The 17599-nt window shown below is 66.7% G+C and carries 17 protein-coding genes; 9 read left to right on the top strand and 8 right to left on the bottom strand.

The annotated features are described in order from the left end of the window. Positions 1 to 114: 114 nt before the first annotated feature. Together lpdA and ACFVJ5_RS23115 are read right to left on the bottom strand one after the other, a co-directional pair. Positions 115 to 1518 (bottom strand): dihydrolipoyl dehydrogenase, encoded by a 1404-nt coding sequence (gene lpdA / locus ACFVJ5_RS23120; RefSeq protein ID WP_379222975.1) that lies wholly within the window; start codon positions 1516 to 1518, stop codon positions 115 to 117. 81 nt (positions 1519 to 1599) lie between these two features. Then, on the bottom strand, positions 1600 to 2073 hold the full coding sequence (locus ACFVJ5_RS23115) for a MarR family winged helix-turn-helix transcriptional regulator (RefSeq protein ID WP_379222973.1): 474 nt from the start codon (positions 2071 to 2073) through the stop codon (positions 1600 to 1602). Between the two features lie 89 nt (positions 2074 to 2162). On the opposite strand from ACFVJ5_RS23115, the gene ACFVJ5_RS23110 reads away from it, so the two are divergent. Both ACFVJ5_RS23110 and ACFVJ5_RS23105 read left to right on the top strand, forming a co-directional pair. Beyond that, complete coding sequence (locus ACFVJ5_RS23110; protein ID WP_379222971.1) at positions 2163 to 2492, top strand: rhodanese-like domain-containing protein; 330 nt, start codon at positions 2163 to 2165, stop codon at positions 2490 to 2492. A gap of 52 nt (positions 2493 to 2544) precedes the next feature. Then, positions 2545 to 3576: an AraC family transcriptional regulator ligand-binding domain-containing protein gene (locus ACFVJ5_RS23105; RefSeq protein ID WP_379222969.1), complete on the top strand. Its 1032-nt coding sequence runs from the start codon at positions 2545 to 2547 to the stop codon at positions 3574 to 3576. On the opposite strand, the gene ACFVJ5_RS23100 is transcribed toward ACFVJ5_RS23105, so the two are convergent. Next, positions 3573 to 4478: a LysR family transcriptional regulator gene (locus ACFVJ5_RS23100; protein WP_379222967.1), complete on the bottom strand. Its 906-nt coding sequence runs from the start codon at positions 4476 to 4478 to the stop codon at positions 3573 to 3575. The genes ACFVJ5_RS23105 and ACFVJ5_RS23100 overlap by 4 nt on opposite strands. 118 nt (positions 4479 to 4596) lie before the next feature. On the opposite strand from ACFVJ5_RS23100, the gene ACFVJ5_RS23095 reads away from it, so the two are divergent. The 3 genes from ACFVJ5_RS23095 to ACFVJ5_RS23085 all read left to right on the top strand — a co-directional run bounded on the left by ACFVJ5_RS23095 (position 4597) and on the right by ACFVJ5_RS23085 (position 8264). Then, complete coding sequence (locus ACFVJ5_RS23095) at positions 4597 to 6363, top strand: adenine deaminase C-terminal domain-containing protein (RefSeq protein ID WP_379222965.1); 1767 nt, start codon at positions 4597 to 4599, stop codon at positions 6361 to 6363. A 31-nt stretch (positions 6364 to 6394) separates the two neighbouring features. Next, positions 6395 to 7099, top strand: coding sequence for a YitT family protein (locus tag ACFVJ5_RS23090; protein WP_379222963.1), 705 nt, complete (start codon positions 6395 to 6397; stop codon positions 7097 to 7099). 136 nt (positions 7100 to 7235) lie between these two features. After that, positions 7236 to 8264: an NADP-dependent oxidoreductase gene (locus ACFVJ5_RS23085; protein WP_379222961.1), complete on the top strand. Its 1029-nt coding sequence runs from the start codon at positions 7236 to 7238 to the stop codon at positions 8262 to 8264. Between the two features lie 53 nt (positions 8265 to 8317). On the opposite strand, the gene ACFVJ5_RS23080 is transcribed toward ACFVJ5_RS23085, so the two are convergent. Beyond that, complete coding sequence (locus ACFVJ5_RS23080) at positions 8318 to 9292, bottom strand: dipeptidase (protein ID WP_379222959.1); 975 nt, start codon at positions 9290 to 9292, stop codon at positions 8318 to 8320. Between the two features lie 140 nt (positions 9293 to 9432). On the opposite strand from ACFVJ5_RS23080, the gene ACFVJ5_RS23075 reads away from it, so the two are divergent. Both ACFVJ5_RS23075 and ACFVJ5_RS23070 read left to right on the top strand, forming a co-directional pair. Beyond that, positions 9433 to 9963 carry a hypothetical protein gene (locus ACFVJ5_RS23075; protein ID WP_379222958.1) on the top strand — a complete coding sequence of 177 codons (531 nt, stop codon included), beginning with the start codon at positions 9433 to 9435 and terminating at the stop codon, positions 9961 to 9963. A 74-nt stretch (positions 9964 to 10037) separates the two neighbouring features. Beyond that, the gene (locus ACFVJ5_RS23070; protein WP_379222956.1) at positions 10038 to 12098 is read left to right on the top strand and encodes a prolyl oligopeptidase family protein; all 2061 of its coding nucleotides are present in this window, start codon (positions 10038 to 10040) and stop codon (positions 12096 to 12098) included. A 3-nt stretch (positions 12099 to 12101) separates the two neighbouring features. Here ACFVJ5_RS23070 and ACFVJ5_RS23065 read toward each other — a convergent pair whose 3' ends face one another. Next, the gene (locus ACFVJ5_RS23065; RefSeq protein ID WP_379222954.1) at positions 12102 to 12971 is read right to left on the bottom strand and encodes an alpha/beta fold hydrolase; all 870 of its coding nucleotides are present in this window, start codon (positions 12969 to 12971) and stop codon (positions 12102 to 12104) included. Beyond that, positions 12971 to 13603, bottom strand: coding sequence for a TetR/AcrR family transcriptional regulator (locus ACFVJ5_RS23060; protein ID WP_378916482.1), 633 nt, complete (start codon positions 13601 to 13603; stop codon positions 12971 to 12973). The genes ACFVJ5_RS23065 and ACFVJ5_RS23060 overlap by 1 nt, the downstream gene beginning before the upstream one ends. Positions 13604 to 14791: 1188 nt before the next feature. Here ACFVJ5_RS23060 and ACFVJ5_RS23055 point away from each other — a divergent pair. Continuing rightward, on the top strand, positions 14792 to 15244 hold the full coding sequence (locus tag ACFVJ5_RS23055; protein WP_379223385.1) for an SRPBCC family protein: 453 nt from the start codon (positions 14792 to 14794) through the stop codon (positions 15242 to 15244). A gap of 49 nt (positions 15245 to 15293) precedes the next feature. Here the strand turns inward: ACFVJ5_RS23055 and ACFVJ5_RS23050 are convergent, their stop codons facing one another. After that, positions 15294 to 15743 carry a MarR family winged helix-turn-helix transcriptional regulator gene (locus ACFVJ5_RS23050; RefSeq protein ID WP_379222952.1) on the bottom strand — a complete coding sequence of 150 codons (450 nt, stop codon included), beginning with the start codon at positions 15741 to 15743 and terminating at the stop codon, positions 15294 to 15296. A 115-nt stretch (positions 15744 to 15858) separates the two neighbouring features. Here ACFVJ5_RS23050 and ACFVJ5_RS23045 point away from each other — a divergent pair, with 115 nt between their 5' ends. Then, the gene (locus tag ACFVJ5_RS23045; RefSeq protein WP_379222951.1) at positions 15859 to 16806 is read left to right on the top strand and encodes an SMP-30/gluconolactonase/LRE family protein; all 948 of its coding nucleotides are present in this window, start codon (positions 15859 to 15861) and stop codon (positions 16804 to 16806) included. On the opposite strand, the gene ACFVJ5_RS23040 is transcribed toward ACFVJ5_RS23045, so the two are convergent. Then, entirely contained in the window at positions 16793 to 17569 is a 777-nt protein-coding gene (locus ACFVJ5_RS23040) for an alpha/beta fold hydrolase (RefSeq protein WP_379222949.1), read from the bottom strand. The genes ACFVJ5_RS23045 and ACFVJ5_RS23040 overlap by 14 nt on opposite strands. Positions 17570 to 17599 lie beyond the last annotated feature (30 nt).

The raw sequence follows: 17599 nt of genomic DNA, 5'->3' as shown, positions 1-17599 counted from the left end.
AGAGATCATCGGTTACAGGCTTCGATTCACCAAATCAACGCTTAGAAAAAGACCAAATAGAAACCAAAAGGGCCGAGCGCGCGATTCGCGCACCCGACCCTGTCGACTGATAAGTCAGAAGTTGATCATGTGCCCCGCGAGGCCGTGAATCGCTTCCTGCACCGCTTCGCTCAGCGTCGGGTGGGTGTGCACATTGCGGGCCACCTCGTTGACGGTGAGGTCCCACTTCTGGGCGAGGGTGAGTTCCGGCAGCAGCTCGGACACGTCGGGGCCGATCAGGTGGCCGCCGAGGAGCTCGCCGTGCGTGCCGTCGGCGATCAGCTTCACGAAGCCGGTCGGGTCGCCGAGGCCGTGTGCCTTGCCGTTGGCCTGGAACGGGAAGTTCGCGACCTTCACGTCGTAGCCCTCGTCGCGGGCCTGCTGCTCGGTGAGACCGAAGCTGGCGACCTGCGGCTGACAGAAGGTGGCGCGCGGCATCATCCGGTAGTCACCGAGGGTCATCGTCTCGGCGCCGCCGATGGTCTCGGCGGCGACCACGCCCTGCGCCTCCGCCACGTGGGCGAGCTGCAGCTTGGCGGTGACGTCACCGATCGCGTAGATGTGCGCCACGTTGGTGCGCATGTAGTCGTCGATCTCGATGGCGCCACGCTCGGTGAGTGCGACACCGGTGGTCTCCAGGCCGTAGCCCTCCACCCGCGGTGCGAAGCCGACAGCCTGCAGCACCTTGTCGACCGTGACGGTCTCGATCGCGCCGGACTTGTTGTCCTTGATCTGGACGGTGACCTTGGAGCCGTCGTCGTCGATCGACTGCACGGCCGCACCGGTGGAGATGGTGATACCGAGCTTCTTGTACTGCTTGGTGATCTCTTTGGAGACGTCGGCGTCCTCGTTGGGCAGCGCGCGGTCGAGGAACTCCACGATCCGCACGTCGACGCCGTAGTTCTTGAGGACGTAGGCGAACTCCATGCCGATCGCGCCCGCGCCGACGATCAGGATCGAGCCGGGTAGGTCGCGGGTGAGGATCTGCTCCTCGTAGGTGACCACGTTCTCGGAGAGCTGGGTGCCCGGCAGCAGCTTGGTGGTGGTGCCGGTGGCGATGATGACGTTGTCGAACGTGAGCGTCTCGGCGCCACCCTTGGTGAGGGCGACGTCGATCGAGTTCGGGCCGGTGAAGGTACCGAGGCCGTCGAACTCGTCGATCTTGTTCTTCTTCATCAGGAAGTGCACGCCCTTGACCCGACCGTCGGCCACCTTGCGGCTGCGATCGAAGGCGGCACCGAAGTCGAAGCTGACCTCACCGGAGATGCCGAAGGTCTTGGCTTCCTTCTGGAAGATATGGGCCAGCTCGGCGTTGCGCAGCAGTGCCTTGGACGGGATGCAGCCCACGTTCAGGCACACGCCACCCCAGTATTTCTGCTCGACAATCGCTGTTCGCAGGCCGAGTTGAGCGGCACGGATCGCGGCGACATATCCGCCGGGACCAGCGCCGAGAACGACGACATCGTAGTGGGAAGTCACGTCACCGAGCCTAACTCTGTTTCGAGGAGTTCACCCACCCGTCCCCCACATAGGTGAGATGTACTCCCGACCGGCCGCCGGTCACCGGCGACGCGGACGCGGCGAGGCCAGATCGGTAGCGCCGAGCACTTTGCGCAAGGTGGCGGCCATGGCCTCGAGTTCGGCGGGGTCCGCGTGGGCGCCGAGCCGGCGTTCGATGCCGTCGAGGTAGTGCGGCGCGGCCTCACGGAACCGCTGCCTGCCGAGTTCGGTGATGGCGACGATCGCGGACCGGCCGTCGTCGGGGTTGTCCTCGCGACGCAGGAGGCCGTTCGACTCCAGTTCCGCGACAAGGCGACTCACCCTGGTGCGACTGAGGACGACCTTCTCGCCGAGGTCGCTCATCCGCATCGGACCGGCGGCGTCCAGTTCGAGCAGGACGTCGTACCAGGTCAGTGGGAGTCCGGCGGCTTTGCGCAGTTCGGCGTCGAGCTCGGGAACGAGGGCGGCGTGCACCTGCAGCAGCGCGGCCCACGCGGCTACCGCGGGACGACGGGACGACTGTTCGTTCGGCACCACCCCACCCTAACCACTTGCGTGCGTGCGCACACAACTAGTAGCGTGTGCACGCACACAAATTCTTTCGAACGACATGAGGTGAACCCATGACCGCACTCATCACCCGCGACGAACTGGCCGCGGAAATCGCGGCGAACAGCGTGATCGTGCTCGACGCCCTCGGCCCCGAGTACTACGCGAAAGCCCACCTGCCAGGTGCGCTGAACCTGACCGGGGACGAGGTCGCCGACCGCGCCGCCGACCTGCTCCCCGACCGCGACGCTGCCATCGTGACCTACTGCTCGAACGCGGCGTGCGGCAACAGCGAGGCCGTCGCGATGAAGCTGGAAGCACTGGGCTACACCAACATTCGCAAGTACCGCGAGGGCATCCAGGACTGGTCCGACGCGGGCCTGACCATCGAAACCTCGGCCTGAACACAACGTCGGCCCGCCACCGCTCACCACCGCGCCCAGTACTGTCGGTCCGGTGAGCGGTGGTGCGTCGGCGGAGGGAATCGGTAGCCGGCTCGACGGCACGGCCTCGACCCATCTCGTCCGGCTGCTCGTTCAGGCGGCCAGGGCGGCGGGCGCGGCCGAGGACCAGCTGGCCCGGGTGTCCGGTATCGACGAGGTGAGTCTGCGCGGCGAGCTCAATCGGATCCCGATGGGTTCGCTGCTGCGATTGTGGGAATTGATCGCGCAGGCGCGACCCGGCGCCGGATCGGGGGCCGCGATCGCCGCCGCCGCACCACTGGGCTCGCTGAACACCTGGGACTATCTGGTGACAACCGGTGCGACGCTGACGGATTCGCTGCGCGCGGCGCAGCCCTACCACCGCCTGGTCACCGCGGCCACCGAGGGTTTCGACCTGTCCGGCGCCGGAGATCTCACCATCGGCTATCGCACGTCGGCCAGCGATCCGGTGGTGGCCTCGGTGGTCAACGAGTACGTGCTCGCCTACTACCTGCGCCGCGCGCGCGAAGCGACCGGCCGACCACTCGTGCCGACCCGGGTGAGCTTCGGCCACCCCGCACCGGCCGACCACACCGGACTCGTCGCCGTCTTCGGTACCGCCGACATCGAATTCGACGCCGAGGCGGACGCGATCACCTTCCATGCCGACGACGCCAACACACCGCTCACCCGCGCGGATCCGATGCTGGCCGACTTGATGCGCAGCCACGCCGACCTGGTCCTGGCCTCCGCCCGCCCGATCGCCGACCCCCTCGACGCCTTTCGCATCGCCCTCGGCGCGGCACTGGACGCGGGCGACCCGGCCCTGCCCCGCGTCGCGAAAAGCCTTGCCATGAGCCAGCGCACCCTGCAGCGACACCTCGCCGAACACGGCACATCCTGGCGCGACGAACTCGACCTGCTCCGTCACGAACGGGCGAAAACCCTGCTGGACCAGGGACACAGCACAGCCACCGTCGCCGACCGTCTCGCCTTCACCGACGACCGAGCGCTGCGCAAGGCCTTCCACCGCTGGACGGGCACCTCACCCACCGCGACCCGCTAGTCGCGCTCACCGGGCCGTAGCGCTCCCACGATCTCGTCGGCGAGCAGCAGGCCGGCCAGGCCGTGACCGTGTTTCTCGCGCCGCACGAGGGAGATGACGTTGTCGCTGAAGGCATCGCGCACCGGCCGGAAGGCCAGACGACCGTCGCGCAGTTCCTCGGCGATGTCGAACTCGCTGAGGAAGGCGATGGCCTCGCCGGACGTCGCGAGCCGCTTCATGGTCTCGATCGAGTTGGTGTGGAACGCGGGCTGGATATCGAGATCGGCTTTCGCGAAAGCCTCGGCGACGATGCCGTGGATCACCATCGAGCGATCGGCGAAGATCAGCGGAAACGGCGTGCACTGCGCGAGCGGAACCGTGTCCATGGCCGCCAGCGGATGGTGCGGGGAGACAACGACTCCGAGCCGGGTGTTGATCCGCCAGTAGGTCTCGAGCTGCGTCGAGGACGGGATATTGAAACCGAGACCGAGGTCGGCCTCGCTGTTCTCGACCGCCTGCACGATATCGAGGGTCGACATGGTGCGGATCGATATCCTGACCTGCGGATGACGGGTGCGAAACGTCGCCGCGGCGGTGGCCACGACGCTGCTGGCCAGGCCGGTCATCGTGGCGATCACGACCTCACCGCTGCCGAGTGCACGCAGATCGCGGATATCGGCCACCGTTTCCCGGTATTGCCGCAGCGTCTGCCGGATGTGCGCGAGCAGCGCCTCACCCGCCGGGGTCAGGCGCATGCCGCGGGGCAAGCGCTCGAACAGCGGCTGTTCGAGTTCGGCCTCGAACAGCAGAATCTGGCGGTTGATCGCCGAGGGCGCCACGTGAAGGCGGGCACCGGCCGCGCGGATGGACCCGAGACGCGCCACCTCGTCGATGTACTGCAGCAATCGCGAATGGAGCACCACGCACCTCCTCCTCGGAACTGTACGAAAATTTAGTACACCTCGTGCGAAAACGCATGCTTGTGGGCAACGGTGTTTGTCGCGTCCAATCAATACAGGCAAGCAACAGTGAATTTTCGAAGTGAGGACCACCATGGCCCAGCAGAATTCGACGACCGACGACATCACCGAGGTCGCCGCCCAAGATGACCACGTACGGATGATCTTCGGCATCTTGGAAGGGGAGCAAGAAGCCGACCTGCTGCTGCGCAATCTGCATATCGTCGATGTGCACACCGAATCCGTTTACCCCGGTTCGCTCTTGGTCCACGGTGAGCGCATCATCGCCCTCGATCCCGACGAATCGATCGTGCGCTACCGCGAATCCTTCGACGGCGAGGGTCTTTACGCGATTCCGGGCCTGATCGACGCGCATCTGCACTTCGAATCCCAGCTCGCGCATCCGGCGGCATTCGGCGAGGCGATCGTGCCGAGCGGAACGACCACCGTTTTCGGGGAAACGCTCGATTTCGCCAGTGCCGCAGGGGAAGAAGCCATCGACGCCGCCCGTGCGCTGTTCGCCGACCACGAGAAGCTGCCGTACCGGCTCTATGCCTTCGCACCGGGAAAGAAGACCTCACCCGAGGTCACCGAGGCCATGCTGGCGATGGATCCGGTGATCGGCCTCGGCGAACTGGCCCACCTGTCCTATATGACCGGCAACGCCGACGATTTCCGCAAGTCCGCGCTCGGACGTGCGAACGCGGGATTCGTGAACTGCCACTGGGGCGTCACCTCACTGTCGGACATGCTGCTGAATTACATGCCCGCCATCGGCGTCGACAACAACCATGACGTCTGGAACGAAGACGATATCGAGAAGAGCATCCGCTACGGGCTCAACACCCAGATCAAATTCGGTGTCGGCAGTCCCGAGGTTATTCGAACGATGCTGCGCGCCATCGTGAAACGCCGCTGGCCCGCCGAGAACTTCCAGCTGTGCGCCGACAATATCTCGGTGGATCGGGTGCTGCGGCAAGGCCATATCGACTGGGTCATCTCGCTGGCCGTCGAGATGGGCATGCCGCCGATCCAGGCGATCAAGATGGGCACGCTCTACACCGCGCGCTCTTTCCACAAGGACCGCGACCTCGGTTCGCTGAGCCCGGGCAGATTTGCCGACATCGTGCTGACCGACAGCCTGTCCAAGATCAACCCCCGCTATGTGTTCAAGGGCGGCAAGCTCGTCGCCAAGGACCGTCGCCTGCTCGAGCCGGTCGGCATCGACTACTCGGTCCTGGCCAAGCAGCCCCGGCCCGGCCTCGGCGACCTGCGCGCCGAGCAACTCGAGCTCACCCCGATCGAGGTCTCCGACGACGGCACGCGGGCGAAAGTACTGCTTTTCGACGTGTACGGGCGCGGGCATCTCAAGTTCGCGCAGGAGGTCTGGGTTCCGGTGCGCGACGGCGTTGTCGTCCCCGAGTACGACGGCGTGCGACTCAACCGGATCTCGGTCGTGCAGCGCTACGCCGACGGGCAGCGCCACATAGTCAACGCGCTGTTCACAGGCGTTTCGCTCGACCGCGGCGCGGTCTCGACCTTCTGGCCCGCTCCGGCGGCCTACTTCGTGGTCGTCGGCAGCGACAGTACCGAGATGCGCGAGAACCTCCGGCACTTGGACGGTCTGGTCGGCGGCTGCGTCGTGACCGAGGACGCGCAGGTGAAAGCCGTTCTGCCGCTGGACTTCTACGGGGTGATGGCCGATATGGACCTCGCCGAACTCGTCGAGGCGACCCGCTCGATCGACGACGCGCTGGCGAAGCTGGGCAACCACAACGAAGGTGAGCCGGTCGTCAACAAGCTACTCACCCTGTTCATCTCGCTCGATCGCTTCGGCTTCATGAAATAGCCTCGGCTACCAGAGCAAGGGATCCACCGCTATGCAACACGACACCGACGCGGCAGTCATCGACAACGGAAACAAGGTCCGCCGCTGGATCACCTACGTCGCCGGAATCTATATCCTCACGCTCGGTCTCAGCCTCGCCATCAGGGCCGGGATCGGCATCTCCCCGCAGAGCAGCCTCACCCGCACGATGACGCTGGTGTTCACGCCGCTGAGCCAGGGCAACTACAACCTCATCCTCGAGGTCATCATGCTCGGGCTGACCTTCCTGGTCAGACCGAAGGCCTTCAAGGCCGGCTACCTGCTCTCGATGATTCCGGCGCTGGTCCTGGCACTGCTGCTCGACGTCAACCTGTGGCTCACCGAGTGGATCCACCTCGAGCCGTACGCGGCCAACGTTGTTCTGCTGGTCTTCGCCGACGCGATGCTGGCCCTCGGCCTGTTCATGATGATCCGCGCGAACCTGATCCTGATGCCGATCGATCTGTTCGTGAACACGATCCAGCAGAAGACCGGCCGGAAGTGGGGGAACATCAAGACGATGTTCGACTGCACCCTGCTGGCGCTGTCGGCGGGCATCGGCCTGCTGTTCCTCGGCGCACCGCATTTCATTCGCGAGGGCACGATCGTCAACGCGATCCTCGTGGGGCAGTACGTGAAGGGGTACTTCTTCCTCTACGAGAAGTTCGTGGCGCGCAAGCGCTCGGCCGTGCTGGTGCCGGCGCCCGTCGCCGACTAGGAGAAACCACCACCGCCCGGTCTGTCGTGAACGGACCGGGCGGTGGCGTGCGCGGACCTGGGAAGGCGAACGCGGCCGCCATAACGTAGTCATCACCGGCGAGAAACACCGGCTGACCTCGAAAGAAGGCTCGATCATGTCGAACACGGCCACCCGCGCACTGCCCACCCGCACCCGCGAGATCCACCTCGCCGCCCGCCCGAACGGCGCCCCGGTCGCCGGCGATTTCGCCCTCGTCGAACGGGAACTGCCGGAGCTCGCCGAGGGCCAGATCCTGGTCCGCAACACCTGGATGTCGGTCGACCCGTACATGCGCGGCCGGATGGACGACAAGGCTTCCTACATCCCGCCGTTCGAACTCGGTGCGGCCCTGGACGGTTCCGCCGTCGGTGAGGTGATCGCCTCCCGCTCGGCCGATATCGCGGTCGGCGCGACGGTCTCGCACTTCGCGGGCTGGCGCGAACACGCCATCGTCGACGCCGCGACCGCCACCCCGATCGACCCGGAACTCGCGGCGCCGCAGCACTTCCTGAGCGTGCTCGGCACCACCGGCCTCACCGCCTACGCCGCACTCACCGACGTCGCCCAGGTCAAGCCCGGTGACACCGTGTTCATCTCGGCCGCGGCGGGAGCGGTGGGCAGCGTGGCGGGCCAGATCGCCAAGGCGCTCGGCGCGAAGCGGGTGATCGGCTCGGCCGGCGGCCCCGTCAAGACCCGAAAGCTGCTCGAGGAGTTCGGTTTCGACGCGGCGATCGACTACCGCGCCGGTGATCTCGGCGGTCAGCTCACGGCCGCCGCACCCGACGGCGTCGACGTCTACCTCGACAGCGTCGGCGGCGAGCACCTGAAGGTCGCCATCGAGGCGCTCAACCAGCACGGCCGGGTCGCCCTGGTCGGCGCGATCAGCGGCTACAACGGCACCACCGCCCAGCAGACCCCTGACCTCTACCTCGCGGCGACGAAGGAGATCACCCTGCGCGGCATGCTGGTGACCAGCTACTTCCCGATCTTCGGCGAGTACATCGCCAAGGCCGCGGGCTGGCTCGCCGACGGCACCCTGACCACCACCGAAACCGTCTACGAGGGCCTCGACCAGGCCCCCGCCGCCTTCCTCGGCGTCCTCACCGGCGCCAACACCGGCAAAATGCTCGTCCGCCTCGCCTGAGCGACAGCCGCAACGCCCCGCCGCGCACCGAACCCGGTCCGGCGGGGCGATCGTCATTCACGCCAGACGTGGCTCGCTGCCCGGGCGAAGTTGCCGCCGAAGATCGCCGCGCGCTCGGTGGGCGTGAACCCACGGGCGGCGAGGAGCTCGTCCAAGCCCGGCACCTCGGATTCACCGAGAAGGTCCTCGGGCGGGGTCCACTGGAGCGGGCCCCACTTCGTGTAGGACTCGGAGAACGCACCGGGGTTGTCGCGGATCTCGTCGTTGAACTCCTGACCGTCGAACGAATAGTCCGACCCGATCCCGATGTGGTCGATCCCGACCAGATCGACGCCGTACCTGATGTGGTCGGCGATCGCGGTGACCCGCTCGGCGCGCGCGGCGGGCTCGTTGCGGCCGAGGAAGATGCCGACGCCGTTCACGCCGATCACCCCGCCCGTGGCGGCACACGCTCGCGCCTGCTCATCGGTGATGTTGCGCGGATGCTCCCACAGCGCGGCGAAATTGGAGTGGCTGTAGATCATCGGGACCGCGGTGTGTGTGGCGATGTCGAGCCCGGTGCGGCGCGAGCAGTGCGAGCCGTCGGCGAACATCCCGACCTCGTTGAGCTTGCGCACCAAGTCTTTTCCGTACCCGGTAAGCCCGGTGTCGTCGGTGTCGAGGCAACCGCAACCCGCCGCGTTCGCATGGTTGTAGGTGGGCAGCAGCGAACGCACGCCGAGGTCGTAGAACAGCTCCACATTGTCGAGATCGCCGTCGAGCGGCCCGGAATCCTCCAGATCGAAGGCCAGCGAGATCACCTGCGGCGCGCCGATATCGCCTACCCGATCCACCAGCCGAAACCGCGGATCCGCCCCCGCGTCGTCCCGGAACCGGTGCAGCAGGGCCAGCGAATCGTCCTTGGTCTGCGCCGAATACCCGACGTTCACCGACAGATACGACCCCAGCGGATACCGAGCCAGTTCGGCGATCCGCGCCGTGTGCCGCAACGGCAGACAGCAGTGCTGCTCCCACAGGAACACATCCACCTCCGGTTGACTCGTGACCTGCGATCCTACGTTTCGCGGCGCATTCGACACCGGACCGACGCTAACGCGACGTCTGATCCGTTCGATACATCGGTACTGCTCCGCTAGCCCGTAAGGCCCCAGATCAAAGGCGGTGCGACATGCGTCGCTTCCTCGTCCTGCTCGCCACCCTCGCCGCCTGCGTCGGCCTCTCGACCCTGCCCGCGGCCGCCACCCCGTCCTACTGCGGACTCGCCTGGGGTTCACAGGACAAGACGTCCTCGAACTACTCCACCGCCACCGTCGCCGATGTCCGCGCGGGCCGCCACGAGTGCTTCGACCGACTCGTCATCGACCTGTCCGGTCCTGTCGCCGGTTACCGCGTCGGGTACGTCGGCACCGTCACCCAGGACGGTTCCGGCGCGACCGTCCCGCTCCGTGGCGGCGCCTTCCTCCAGATCGCGGTCCTCGCCCCCGCCTACGACAACGCGGGCAACAGCACCTACAACCCGTCGAACCGCACCGACCTGCTCTCGACGAGCGGCTATCCGACCTTCCGCCAAGTCGCGTTCGCCGGCTCCTTCGAAGGCCGGACCACCTTCGGCCTCGGCGTCCGCGCCCGCCTCCCGTTCCGCGTGAGCACCCTCGACGACCCGGGCCGCGTGGTCGTCGATGTCGCCCACTACTGGTGACCGCACGCGCCTGACATCGGCGCGGGTCGCAGCGCGCCCGACAGGCGAATCCGCACATCGGCAACAATGTGAGGATGAGCGGCGTTGAAGAAAACGTGACCGATCCCTATCTCTGGCTCGAGGACGTGACCGACGAGGGCGCGCTGGACTGGGCGCGCGCCCGCAACGACGTGGTGGGGCGGCGGTTCGCGGCGACCGACCGATTCGCCGAGATGGAGCGTCGCGTACTGGCGATGCTCGACGACGACACCAAGATCGCCTATCCCGGCAGGCGGGGGCCGTGGCTGTACAACTTCTGGCGTGATGCCGAGCACCAGCGCGGGTTGTGGCGGCGGACCACGTTCGAGTCCTACGCCACCGAGACCCCCGAGTGGGATGTGCTGATCGACGTCGACGCGCTGGCCGAGGCCGACGGGGAGAACTGGGTGTGGGCGGGCGCCGCGGTCCTGCGGCCGTCGCAGGAGCGCGCGATCATCCACCTGTCCCGTGGCGGCGCCGACGCGACCGTCGAGCGCGAATTCGACCTGACCACACGGCAATTCATCGCCCCCGAGGACGGCGGGTTCTTCGTCGCGGAGGCGAAGTCGCGGATCGGCTGGATCGATGCCGACACCGTCTACATCGGCACCGATTTCGGGCCGGGATCACTCACCGATTCCGGATACCCGCGCATCGCCAAGCGCTGGCATCGTGGCACCGCATTGTCCGCTGCCGAAACGGTGTTCGAGGGCAAGTCGAGCGACGTGTCGATCGGCGCCGGATACGACCGTCACCCCGGCTACGAGCGGCACTACCTGCACCGGTCGACGGACTTCTTCAACAGCGAGGTGTCGCTGCTCGACGACGGCGAATGGCGGCTGATCGAGACCCCCACCGACGCGGACGTGGACTGGTACCGCGACTGGTTGCTGGTGCGCTTGAAGACCGAGTGGACACCGGGCGAGACCACCTTCGCTCCCGGCAGCCTGCTGGTCACCGATCTGAACGAATTCCTCGCGGGTGCGCGGGAATTCGAAGTCCTCTTCGCCCCGGATCCCCACACCTCACTGGAATCGTGGGGATGGACCGAGAACCACCTGATCCTGACCACCCTGCACGATGTGCAGACCGGATTCCGCGTGCTCACCCCCGGCCCGGACGGCTGGGCGAGCAGCGAGCTCGCCGACTCCCCCGCCATGTCGTCCACCTCGGTGGCCAACCTCGACCCGCTCGAGGGCGGCGACGAGTTCATGCTCACCACCACCGGTTTCACCACGCCGACCACGTTGCTCAGCAGCGCGATCGGCGATACCGCGGTGACCTTGAAGCAGGCTCCCGGCTATTTCGACGCCACCGGCATCGAGACCGAACAGTTCTTCGCCACCTCCGACGACGGAACCGCGGTGCCCTACTTCGTGATCCGCCATCGCGACCGGCGCGGCACACCGGGCCCGACGATCATGAACGGCTACGGCGGCTTCGAAATCTCGAAGACCCCGGCCTATCTCGGCTCGGCGGGCATGAACTGGCTCGAACGCGGCGGCACCTACGTGATGACCAACATCCGCGGCGGCGGTGAGTACGGCCCCGAATGGCACACGGCCGCACTGAAAGAGCACCGCCACCGCGCCTACGAGGACTTCGCCGCGGTCGCCCGCGACCTGGTCGCCCGCAGGGTCACCACCCCCGATCGGCTCGGTGCGATCGGCGGAAGCAACGGCGGTCTGCTGATGGGCGTGATGCTCACCCGCTACCCGGAACTGTTCGGCGCCATCGTCTGCCAGGTGCCGCTGCTGGACATGAAGCGCTACCACCTGCTGCTGGCGGGCGCGTCGTGGGTCGCCGAATACGGCGACCCGGACAAGCCGCAGGAGTGGGCCTACATCAGCGAGTACTCGCCGTATCAGAACACCGACACCGGCAAGCAGTACCCGCCGATCCTGCTGGCCACCTCCACCCGCGACGACCGGGTCCATCCCGGGCACGCGCGAAAGATGGCCGCGCTCCTGGAGTCCCAGAATCGCACCGTCTGGTACTACGAGAACATCGAGGGCGGTCACGGCGGCGCCGCCGACAACAAGCAGTCGGCGTACCTGTCCGCACTGGTCTACGAGTTCTTCATCCAGATGCTGATCGAGGGACGCCGCTCGGCCTGAGGGTCAGCGGTCGCGCAACCACTTCTCCACCGCGTCGACGGTGGAGTCCGGATTGGTGATCCAGCCGTTGTGCCCGAGGGCCTCCGGCTGGAACCACCGGGTGACCTGTGTGCCGGGCAGCTTGCCCAGCAGGTGATCCGCGGAGGTCTGCGGGGCCATGTCGTCACCGGCGACGGTGATCGACAGCACCGGGAACTTCAGCCGCGACATCCGCTCGTCGTAGTCGATATCGGCGCCGACGGGCACGAAGCGCCCGGTACGCGCCAACCTGGCCCAGTCCGACATGAGAACTTTGGACTGCCTGCCGTAGGCGCGCTTGCCGAGCAGGTCCCCCGGCCAGAACCCGGCCAGGTTCGACGCCACCGCCACCGCCGCGGTGCCCACCAGTACGCCAGGACCGAACACCCCACGATACCCACGGAAATACGGCGTGCCGGAAGCGACCAGGATCAGGCCACCGAGTCTGCCGCGCACCCGGGCCGCGTACATCGCCGCGAGTTGCCCGCCCATGCTGTGGCCGAGCAGGTACGGCGTGCTGGCGGGGAATCGGTTGCGCACCGCGGCCAGCATCGCCGGGAAGTCCACCGAGACCAATTCGTGGTAGCCGTAGGTGCTCTCGGCATCGGGACGGTGGGTGCTCTCGCCCTGACCACGCAGTTCGCCGATGGCGACGTCGAATCCACACGCGGCCAGCCGGTGTCCGAAATACTCGTAGAACTCGCCGGGCACGGCCAGGCCGGGGACGATGACCACGACCGCGCGTGGGGCGTCCGGGGTGACCGGATGCCGGTGCGCGCCGGTGGCGGGAATGAGCCGCACCGGCAAGGTGCTGCCGTCGGGTACCTGGATCGGGACGATCTCGACCCGCGCCATCAAGCCCCGACCGCGCCCAGGATCACCCGGCTCAGCACCTTGATCACCTCGTCGAGCGGCGGGCGCGGGTCGCTGCCGCTCCAGCCGTCGACCACGTAGTTCACCGCGCCGATGATGGCGAGCACTCGCAATTCGTAGTCGCCGGGCGGGATTTCGCCGTGCATGGCCGCGTCCTCGGCGGCGCTGGCCAGCAGCGAACCCCACACGCGGCGCAGTTCCAGGCGGAACTTCTCGACCTTGGGGCCTGCTCCGACCACCTCGACCAGCGCCACCCGCGCCTTGCGGGGATCGTTGCCGATCGACTCGACGTAGGCCCGCACGGCCGCATCGATCTGCTCGAGTACGGTCGCCTCGGACTTGTCCTCGAGCGCGGTAGCCACCGCCTCGCGCGAATGCCGGTCGATCTGCTCGTACAGCTCCAGCAGCAGGGATTCGCGACCGGTGAACTCCTCGTAGAACTGTCGAGACGATAGTCCCGCGTCCTTACAGATCGCACCGACCGAACTGTTGGCATACCCGTCGCGCGCGAAGACCGTCAGGCCTGACTCCAGAAAACGCGCACGCCGCTGGCGTTGCCGGTCCTCTACGGGTTGCCCGGCATACATTCGTCCCGTATTCGCATCCTGTGACATTGTCGCTGACAATACCGAAGGGCCTGATCCCCTCGTCATGGATCAGGCCCTTCGGCTGCCCAATCGGCCAACCGCGCGTTAGCCGAAAGATGGCTACAGACGGCTCAGTTGCCCGAGCCCTGCACCGAACCGGTGCTCAGCGAGCTGGTGAGCAGACCGAGCAGCAGGGTCAGGAGGTTGCCGTTGCTGCTGTCATCAGTGATGTTGTAAAGCATGTGTCACTCCAAGTCGATGTTTTGTGACTTCGTTGTCACTGGCCATTTGCCGTCTCGGACGATACCCAGTGACAATGTGAAGCGGGAGTGTTTTAAAGGAATTTTCTAGAATTTTTTGTCATGGGACACAAGACCAAGGAACTCGGGGCGCGCGCAGACCCGACATGAGCCGATTCACTCATGAGAACGAAGCCGTCGACAGCACGAGATCGTGAATATCGGCATCGCCGACACGTCATCGACGCGCTGGGGCCACCGCAATGTGAAACGTGAGTGTACCGAAGCGCGGTACTCGCATCCGCCGAACCGGGAAGTAACCGTCGCGGCGAGCCCAGCTCGGCGGATCCGATAGCAACCGATGTGACTGCCGGACAGTCGAATACGGCGTACTCGGATCAGCGCACGGTGCGACAAATCATTGCCGGCGAGCGCTGGGCACGGTACTCCTGTTCCCATGACCACTCCGCTGAGCGGCGGGCTCGAGCCCGTCGGCGACTACTGAAACGACGGGCCGGGGGTGAGCGCCGACAGGCAGAACAGCCGCGACAATCTGTGCCGTAGGGATTCTCGGCGCCGGACAGCTCTACGTGGCGCTGCCGATGCTCGGCGACCCGACCGAGGCGCAGGACACCGGTGGCGGCGCGGCGACCCGGACAATCCCTGCTTTCGGGCTCGCCTACCGCGCGGGCCCTCCGGTCACCGACCCGCCGTGGAACCGAGGGAGCCCGGTGATCGCCGGGAGTCCGACGGCCTTGTCCACCCCTGCGGTGATCGCGGTGCGGAATTCGAACACGGGTCCGGCCGTGAGGGGTTCGCCTCCGTGTTGTGCGCGCCGCGGTTGGTTCTGCGCTACCTCAGCCGCCGTGCCCGGGTTGCGGCCCGCCTGCAAAAATCCGCCTACAGGCGGAGGCCGGTCCCCATGGGGGTGCCTATGCTGAGCGTGACAGCCCGTCACGCATACCCGGAGGCACCGTTGCCGAACACTCTCGAAGCCAGCATCGACATCGCCGCACCGCCGGAGAAGGTCTGGTCGGTACTCGCCGATCTGCGCCGCATGTCCGAGCTCAGTCCGACAACCCTGAAGATGGTCGCGCTCGGTGGCGTTCGCGACGGCGCCTTCACCGTCAACGTCAACAAGGTGGGCTGGAAGGTCTACCCGACCACCTCGCGGATCGTGCGCTTCGAGCCGAACAAGGCGCTGGCGTTCCGGATGAACGAGAACCGCACGGTCTGGGCCTACGAGCTCGAGCCGACCGCCACCGGCACCCGCGTCGTCGAGACGCGCACCGTCGACGCCAAGGGCCTGCCGGGCTGGCTGCGGGGAACGATCAAGGTCGCCATGGGCGGCGAGGAGAAGTTCGAAGCCGACCTGGTCTCGGGGATGCGGGAGACCCTGAGCAAGGTGAAGGTCGCCGCCGAGCGCTGACCTCGATCAACGCCTGAGCCCGCCGGACCTTTCCGGCGGGCTTTTTTCGTCACGGCAGACTGTCGCGGATCTCGTCGAGTGCCTGCGCGCTGCGCGTGAGCAGTTCCTGCACCGCCGCCAGTTCGGCCTCGGTGAATCGATCGGCCAGTGTGCGCTCCACCGCGATCGCGCGGGTGTCGGCATCGGCCATCACCGAGCGCCCCGCCTCGGTCAGGCGGGTTTCCAGCACGTTCTTGTGCCACTCGTGCGGTGTCCGGTCCACCAGGCCGCGCTCCTGCAGGTTGGTCAGGACGGTGTTCATCGTCGGCGGGGTGACGCCCGCCAGCCGGGCCAGGGCCGCGGCCGAGATGCCGGGGTTCTCCGCGAGGTGCAACAGCGCACTGTACTGCGCAACGGTCAGCCCGGCCGGTTTCAGCGCGGCCGTCTTGGTCGCGATCAGGGCTTGCTCGGCACGCTTGATATACGAGCCGAGCCTCTCGGCGGCGGGCATGGACGTCATGGGTTGCATGATATCCGCCCATCACTTCATAACTCTCTTGACGATCATAACGACCCTTATTTACATTACTGCCTATCGCTTGATGTTCAGCGTTACATCACTGAGAGGCTTCATTATGTTGCGAACCATCGCCGTCGCCACCGCGTGCCTGGCCCTGACCGCGTGCGGGACCTCGCCTGCCACACCCACGCTGAGCACGGCCTACGAACTGCCGGGCAACGCCGTATATCCCGAGGGCATCGGCTTGGACGCGCGCAACGGTGACACCTATGTCGGGTCGTTCTCGGACGGAACGGTGTATCGAGCGTCGGCCGGCGCCTCGCGCGCGGAGGTGTTCCTGCCCGCGGGCGCCGACGGCAGGAAGACGGCGAACGGCGTGAAGGTCGATCGAAACGGCCGGCTGTGGGTGATCGATTCCGGTGTGGGCGTGAGTGTTTACGACACCGGGTCACGTGCGCTCCTCGCGAAGTTCCACGTGCCCGGTGACGCACCACATTTCGTCAACGACCTCGATTTCGGGGCCGATGGATCCGCCTACCTGACCGACAGCATGCGCAATGTCGTCTACCGAGCGATCATCGGTTCCGGCAGCGACGAACTGACCGTGGCCTACGATCTGACCGCCACACTCGGACCGCGCGACCCGAAGGTGTTCGAGCTCAACGGAATTGTCGCCGACCCGGCCGGGACGTATCTGATCGTCGTCGCCATGTCAGCGGCCGAGCTGTACCGCATCGACCTCACCGGCGGCCCGGAATCGATCCGCGAGATGGCGCTCACCGGTGGCGATGCGCGCCACGGCGACGGCTTGGACCTGCGCGGGGACACCCTGTGGATAGTTCACAACCTCGACAACACCATCAGCCGCTGGGCCCTCGCCGACAACGGCGCCACCGCCACCCGCACCGGCGAATTCCACGATCCCGCGCTGAATGTTCCTACGACAATGGTGCATTCGGGCGAGAAGGCGCTGATCGTCTCCTCACAGTTCGACAAGGGCGGACCGCTGGGGGCGCAGGGCACACCGGGGACGTTCGTGGTTTCCGCCGTCAGTGGGATCTGATGAATTCGCCCAGCACGGAGACGAACTCGTCCGGTTGCTCGACCTGGGGCGAATGGCCCGCGTGTTCGACCAGGTGGGTGTCGGCGCCCGCCGCGGCGAAGCGGGCGAGGGTCTCGGTGCTGTCGTAGAGGTTGTCGTGACGACCGTGGACGGCGAGGACGGGCTGGTCGAGAGCTTGCGCGCGGATGTCGAGCGGGGCCGCCGCGAAGTCGGCGGCACGGCCACCCACCGCGTAGGCGAGGCCGCCGGGAAGAGCGGTGCGGAAGTCGCGGACCAGCGCTTCGGCCAGGCCGGGGGCCGAGTCGTAGCGGAATCGGGGCGCGAAGACCGAACGGTTCGCCAGGCGGATCACCGGTCCGGGTGTCCACCGTTGCGCCAAGCGCACCGACCACGGACGGACCACCCATCGCGCGGCGGTCGGGATGCTCGCGGCCCGGTAGTCCGGGGCCTGGCCCACGACCACCACGCGAGCCACCCGGTGCGAGGCAGCGGCCAGTTCCAGCGCGATCTCGGCGCCGAACGAGTGGCCGACCACCGTCACGTCGGTGAGGTCGAGTTCGTTCATGAGTGCGATGACCGGAGCGGTGCGGGCCGCGACGCTGAAGTCGCCGTCGGCGCCCAGGTCGTGCATGTCCACGCGGATCACCCGGAAGGTCGAGACCATCCGCTCGGCGACCGCGGCGAACCAGTCGACCGAGCCGGGGATGCCGTGCAGGAACACGATCGCCGGTGCGGTGGGTTCGCCTTCGTCCACAACCAACACGTCAACCACCCTAGTCGGCGCGGACGCGGT

This window comes from Nocardia sp. NPDC127606, from assembly GCF_042671725.1.
GTDB lineage: Bacteria > Actinomycetota > Actinomycetes > Mycobacteriales > Mycobacteriaceae > Nocardia.
Note: the sequence above shows the minus strand (reverse complement) of the source record. Positions and strands in the feature narration are given on the sequence as shown.

Excerpts from the sequence above, each read along its gene's own strand:
- ACFVJ5_RS23085 (WP_379222961.1), top strand. The coding sequence starts at position 7,236 with ATGTCGAACACGGCCACCCGCGCACTGCCCACCCGCACCCGCGAGATC.
- ACFVJ5_RS23090 (WP_379222963.1), top strand. The coding sequence starts at position 6,395 with ATGCAACACGACACCGACGCGGCAGTCATCGACAACGGAAACAAGGTC.
- ACFVJ5_RS23110 (WP_379222971.1), top strand. The coding sequence starts at position 2,163 with ATGACCGCACTCATCACCCGCGACGAACTGGCCGCGGAAATCGCGGCG.
- ACFVJ5_RS23075 (WP_379222958.1), top strand. The coding sequence starts at position 9,433 with ATGCGTCGCTTCCTCGTCCTGCTCGCCACCCTCGCCGCCTGCGTCGGC.
- ACFVJ5_RS23050 (WP_379222952.1), bottom strand. The coding sequence starts at position 15,743 with ATGACGTCCATGCCCGCCGCCGAGAGGCTCGGCTCGTATATCAAGCGT.
- ACFVJ5_RS23060 (WP_378916482.1), bottom strand. The coding sequence starts at position 13,603 with ATGTCACAGGATGCGAATACGGGACGAATGTATGCCGGGCAACCCGTA.
- ACFVJ5_RS23065 (WP_379222954.1), bottom strand. The coding sequence starts at position 12,971 with ATGGCGCGGGTCGAGATCGTCCCGATCCAGGTACCCGACGGCAGCACC.
- ACFVJ5_RS23045 (WP_379222951.1), top strand. The coding sequence starts at position 15,859 with ATGTTGCGAACCATCGCCGTCGCCACCGCGTGCCTGGCCCTGACCGCG.
- ACFVJ5_RS23070 (WP_379222956.1), top strand. The coding sequence starts at position 10,038 with ATGAGCGGCGTTGAAGAAAACGTGACCGATCCCTATCTCTGGCTCGAG.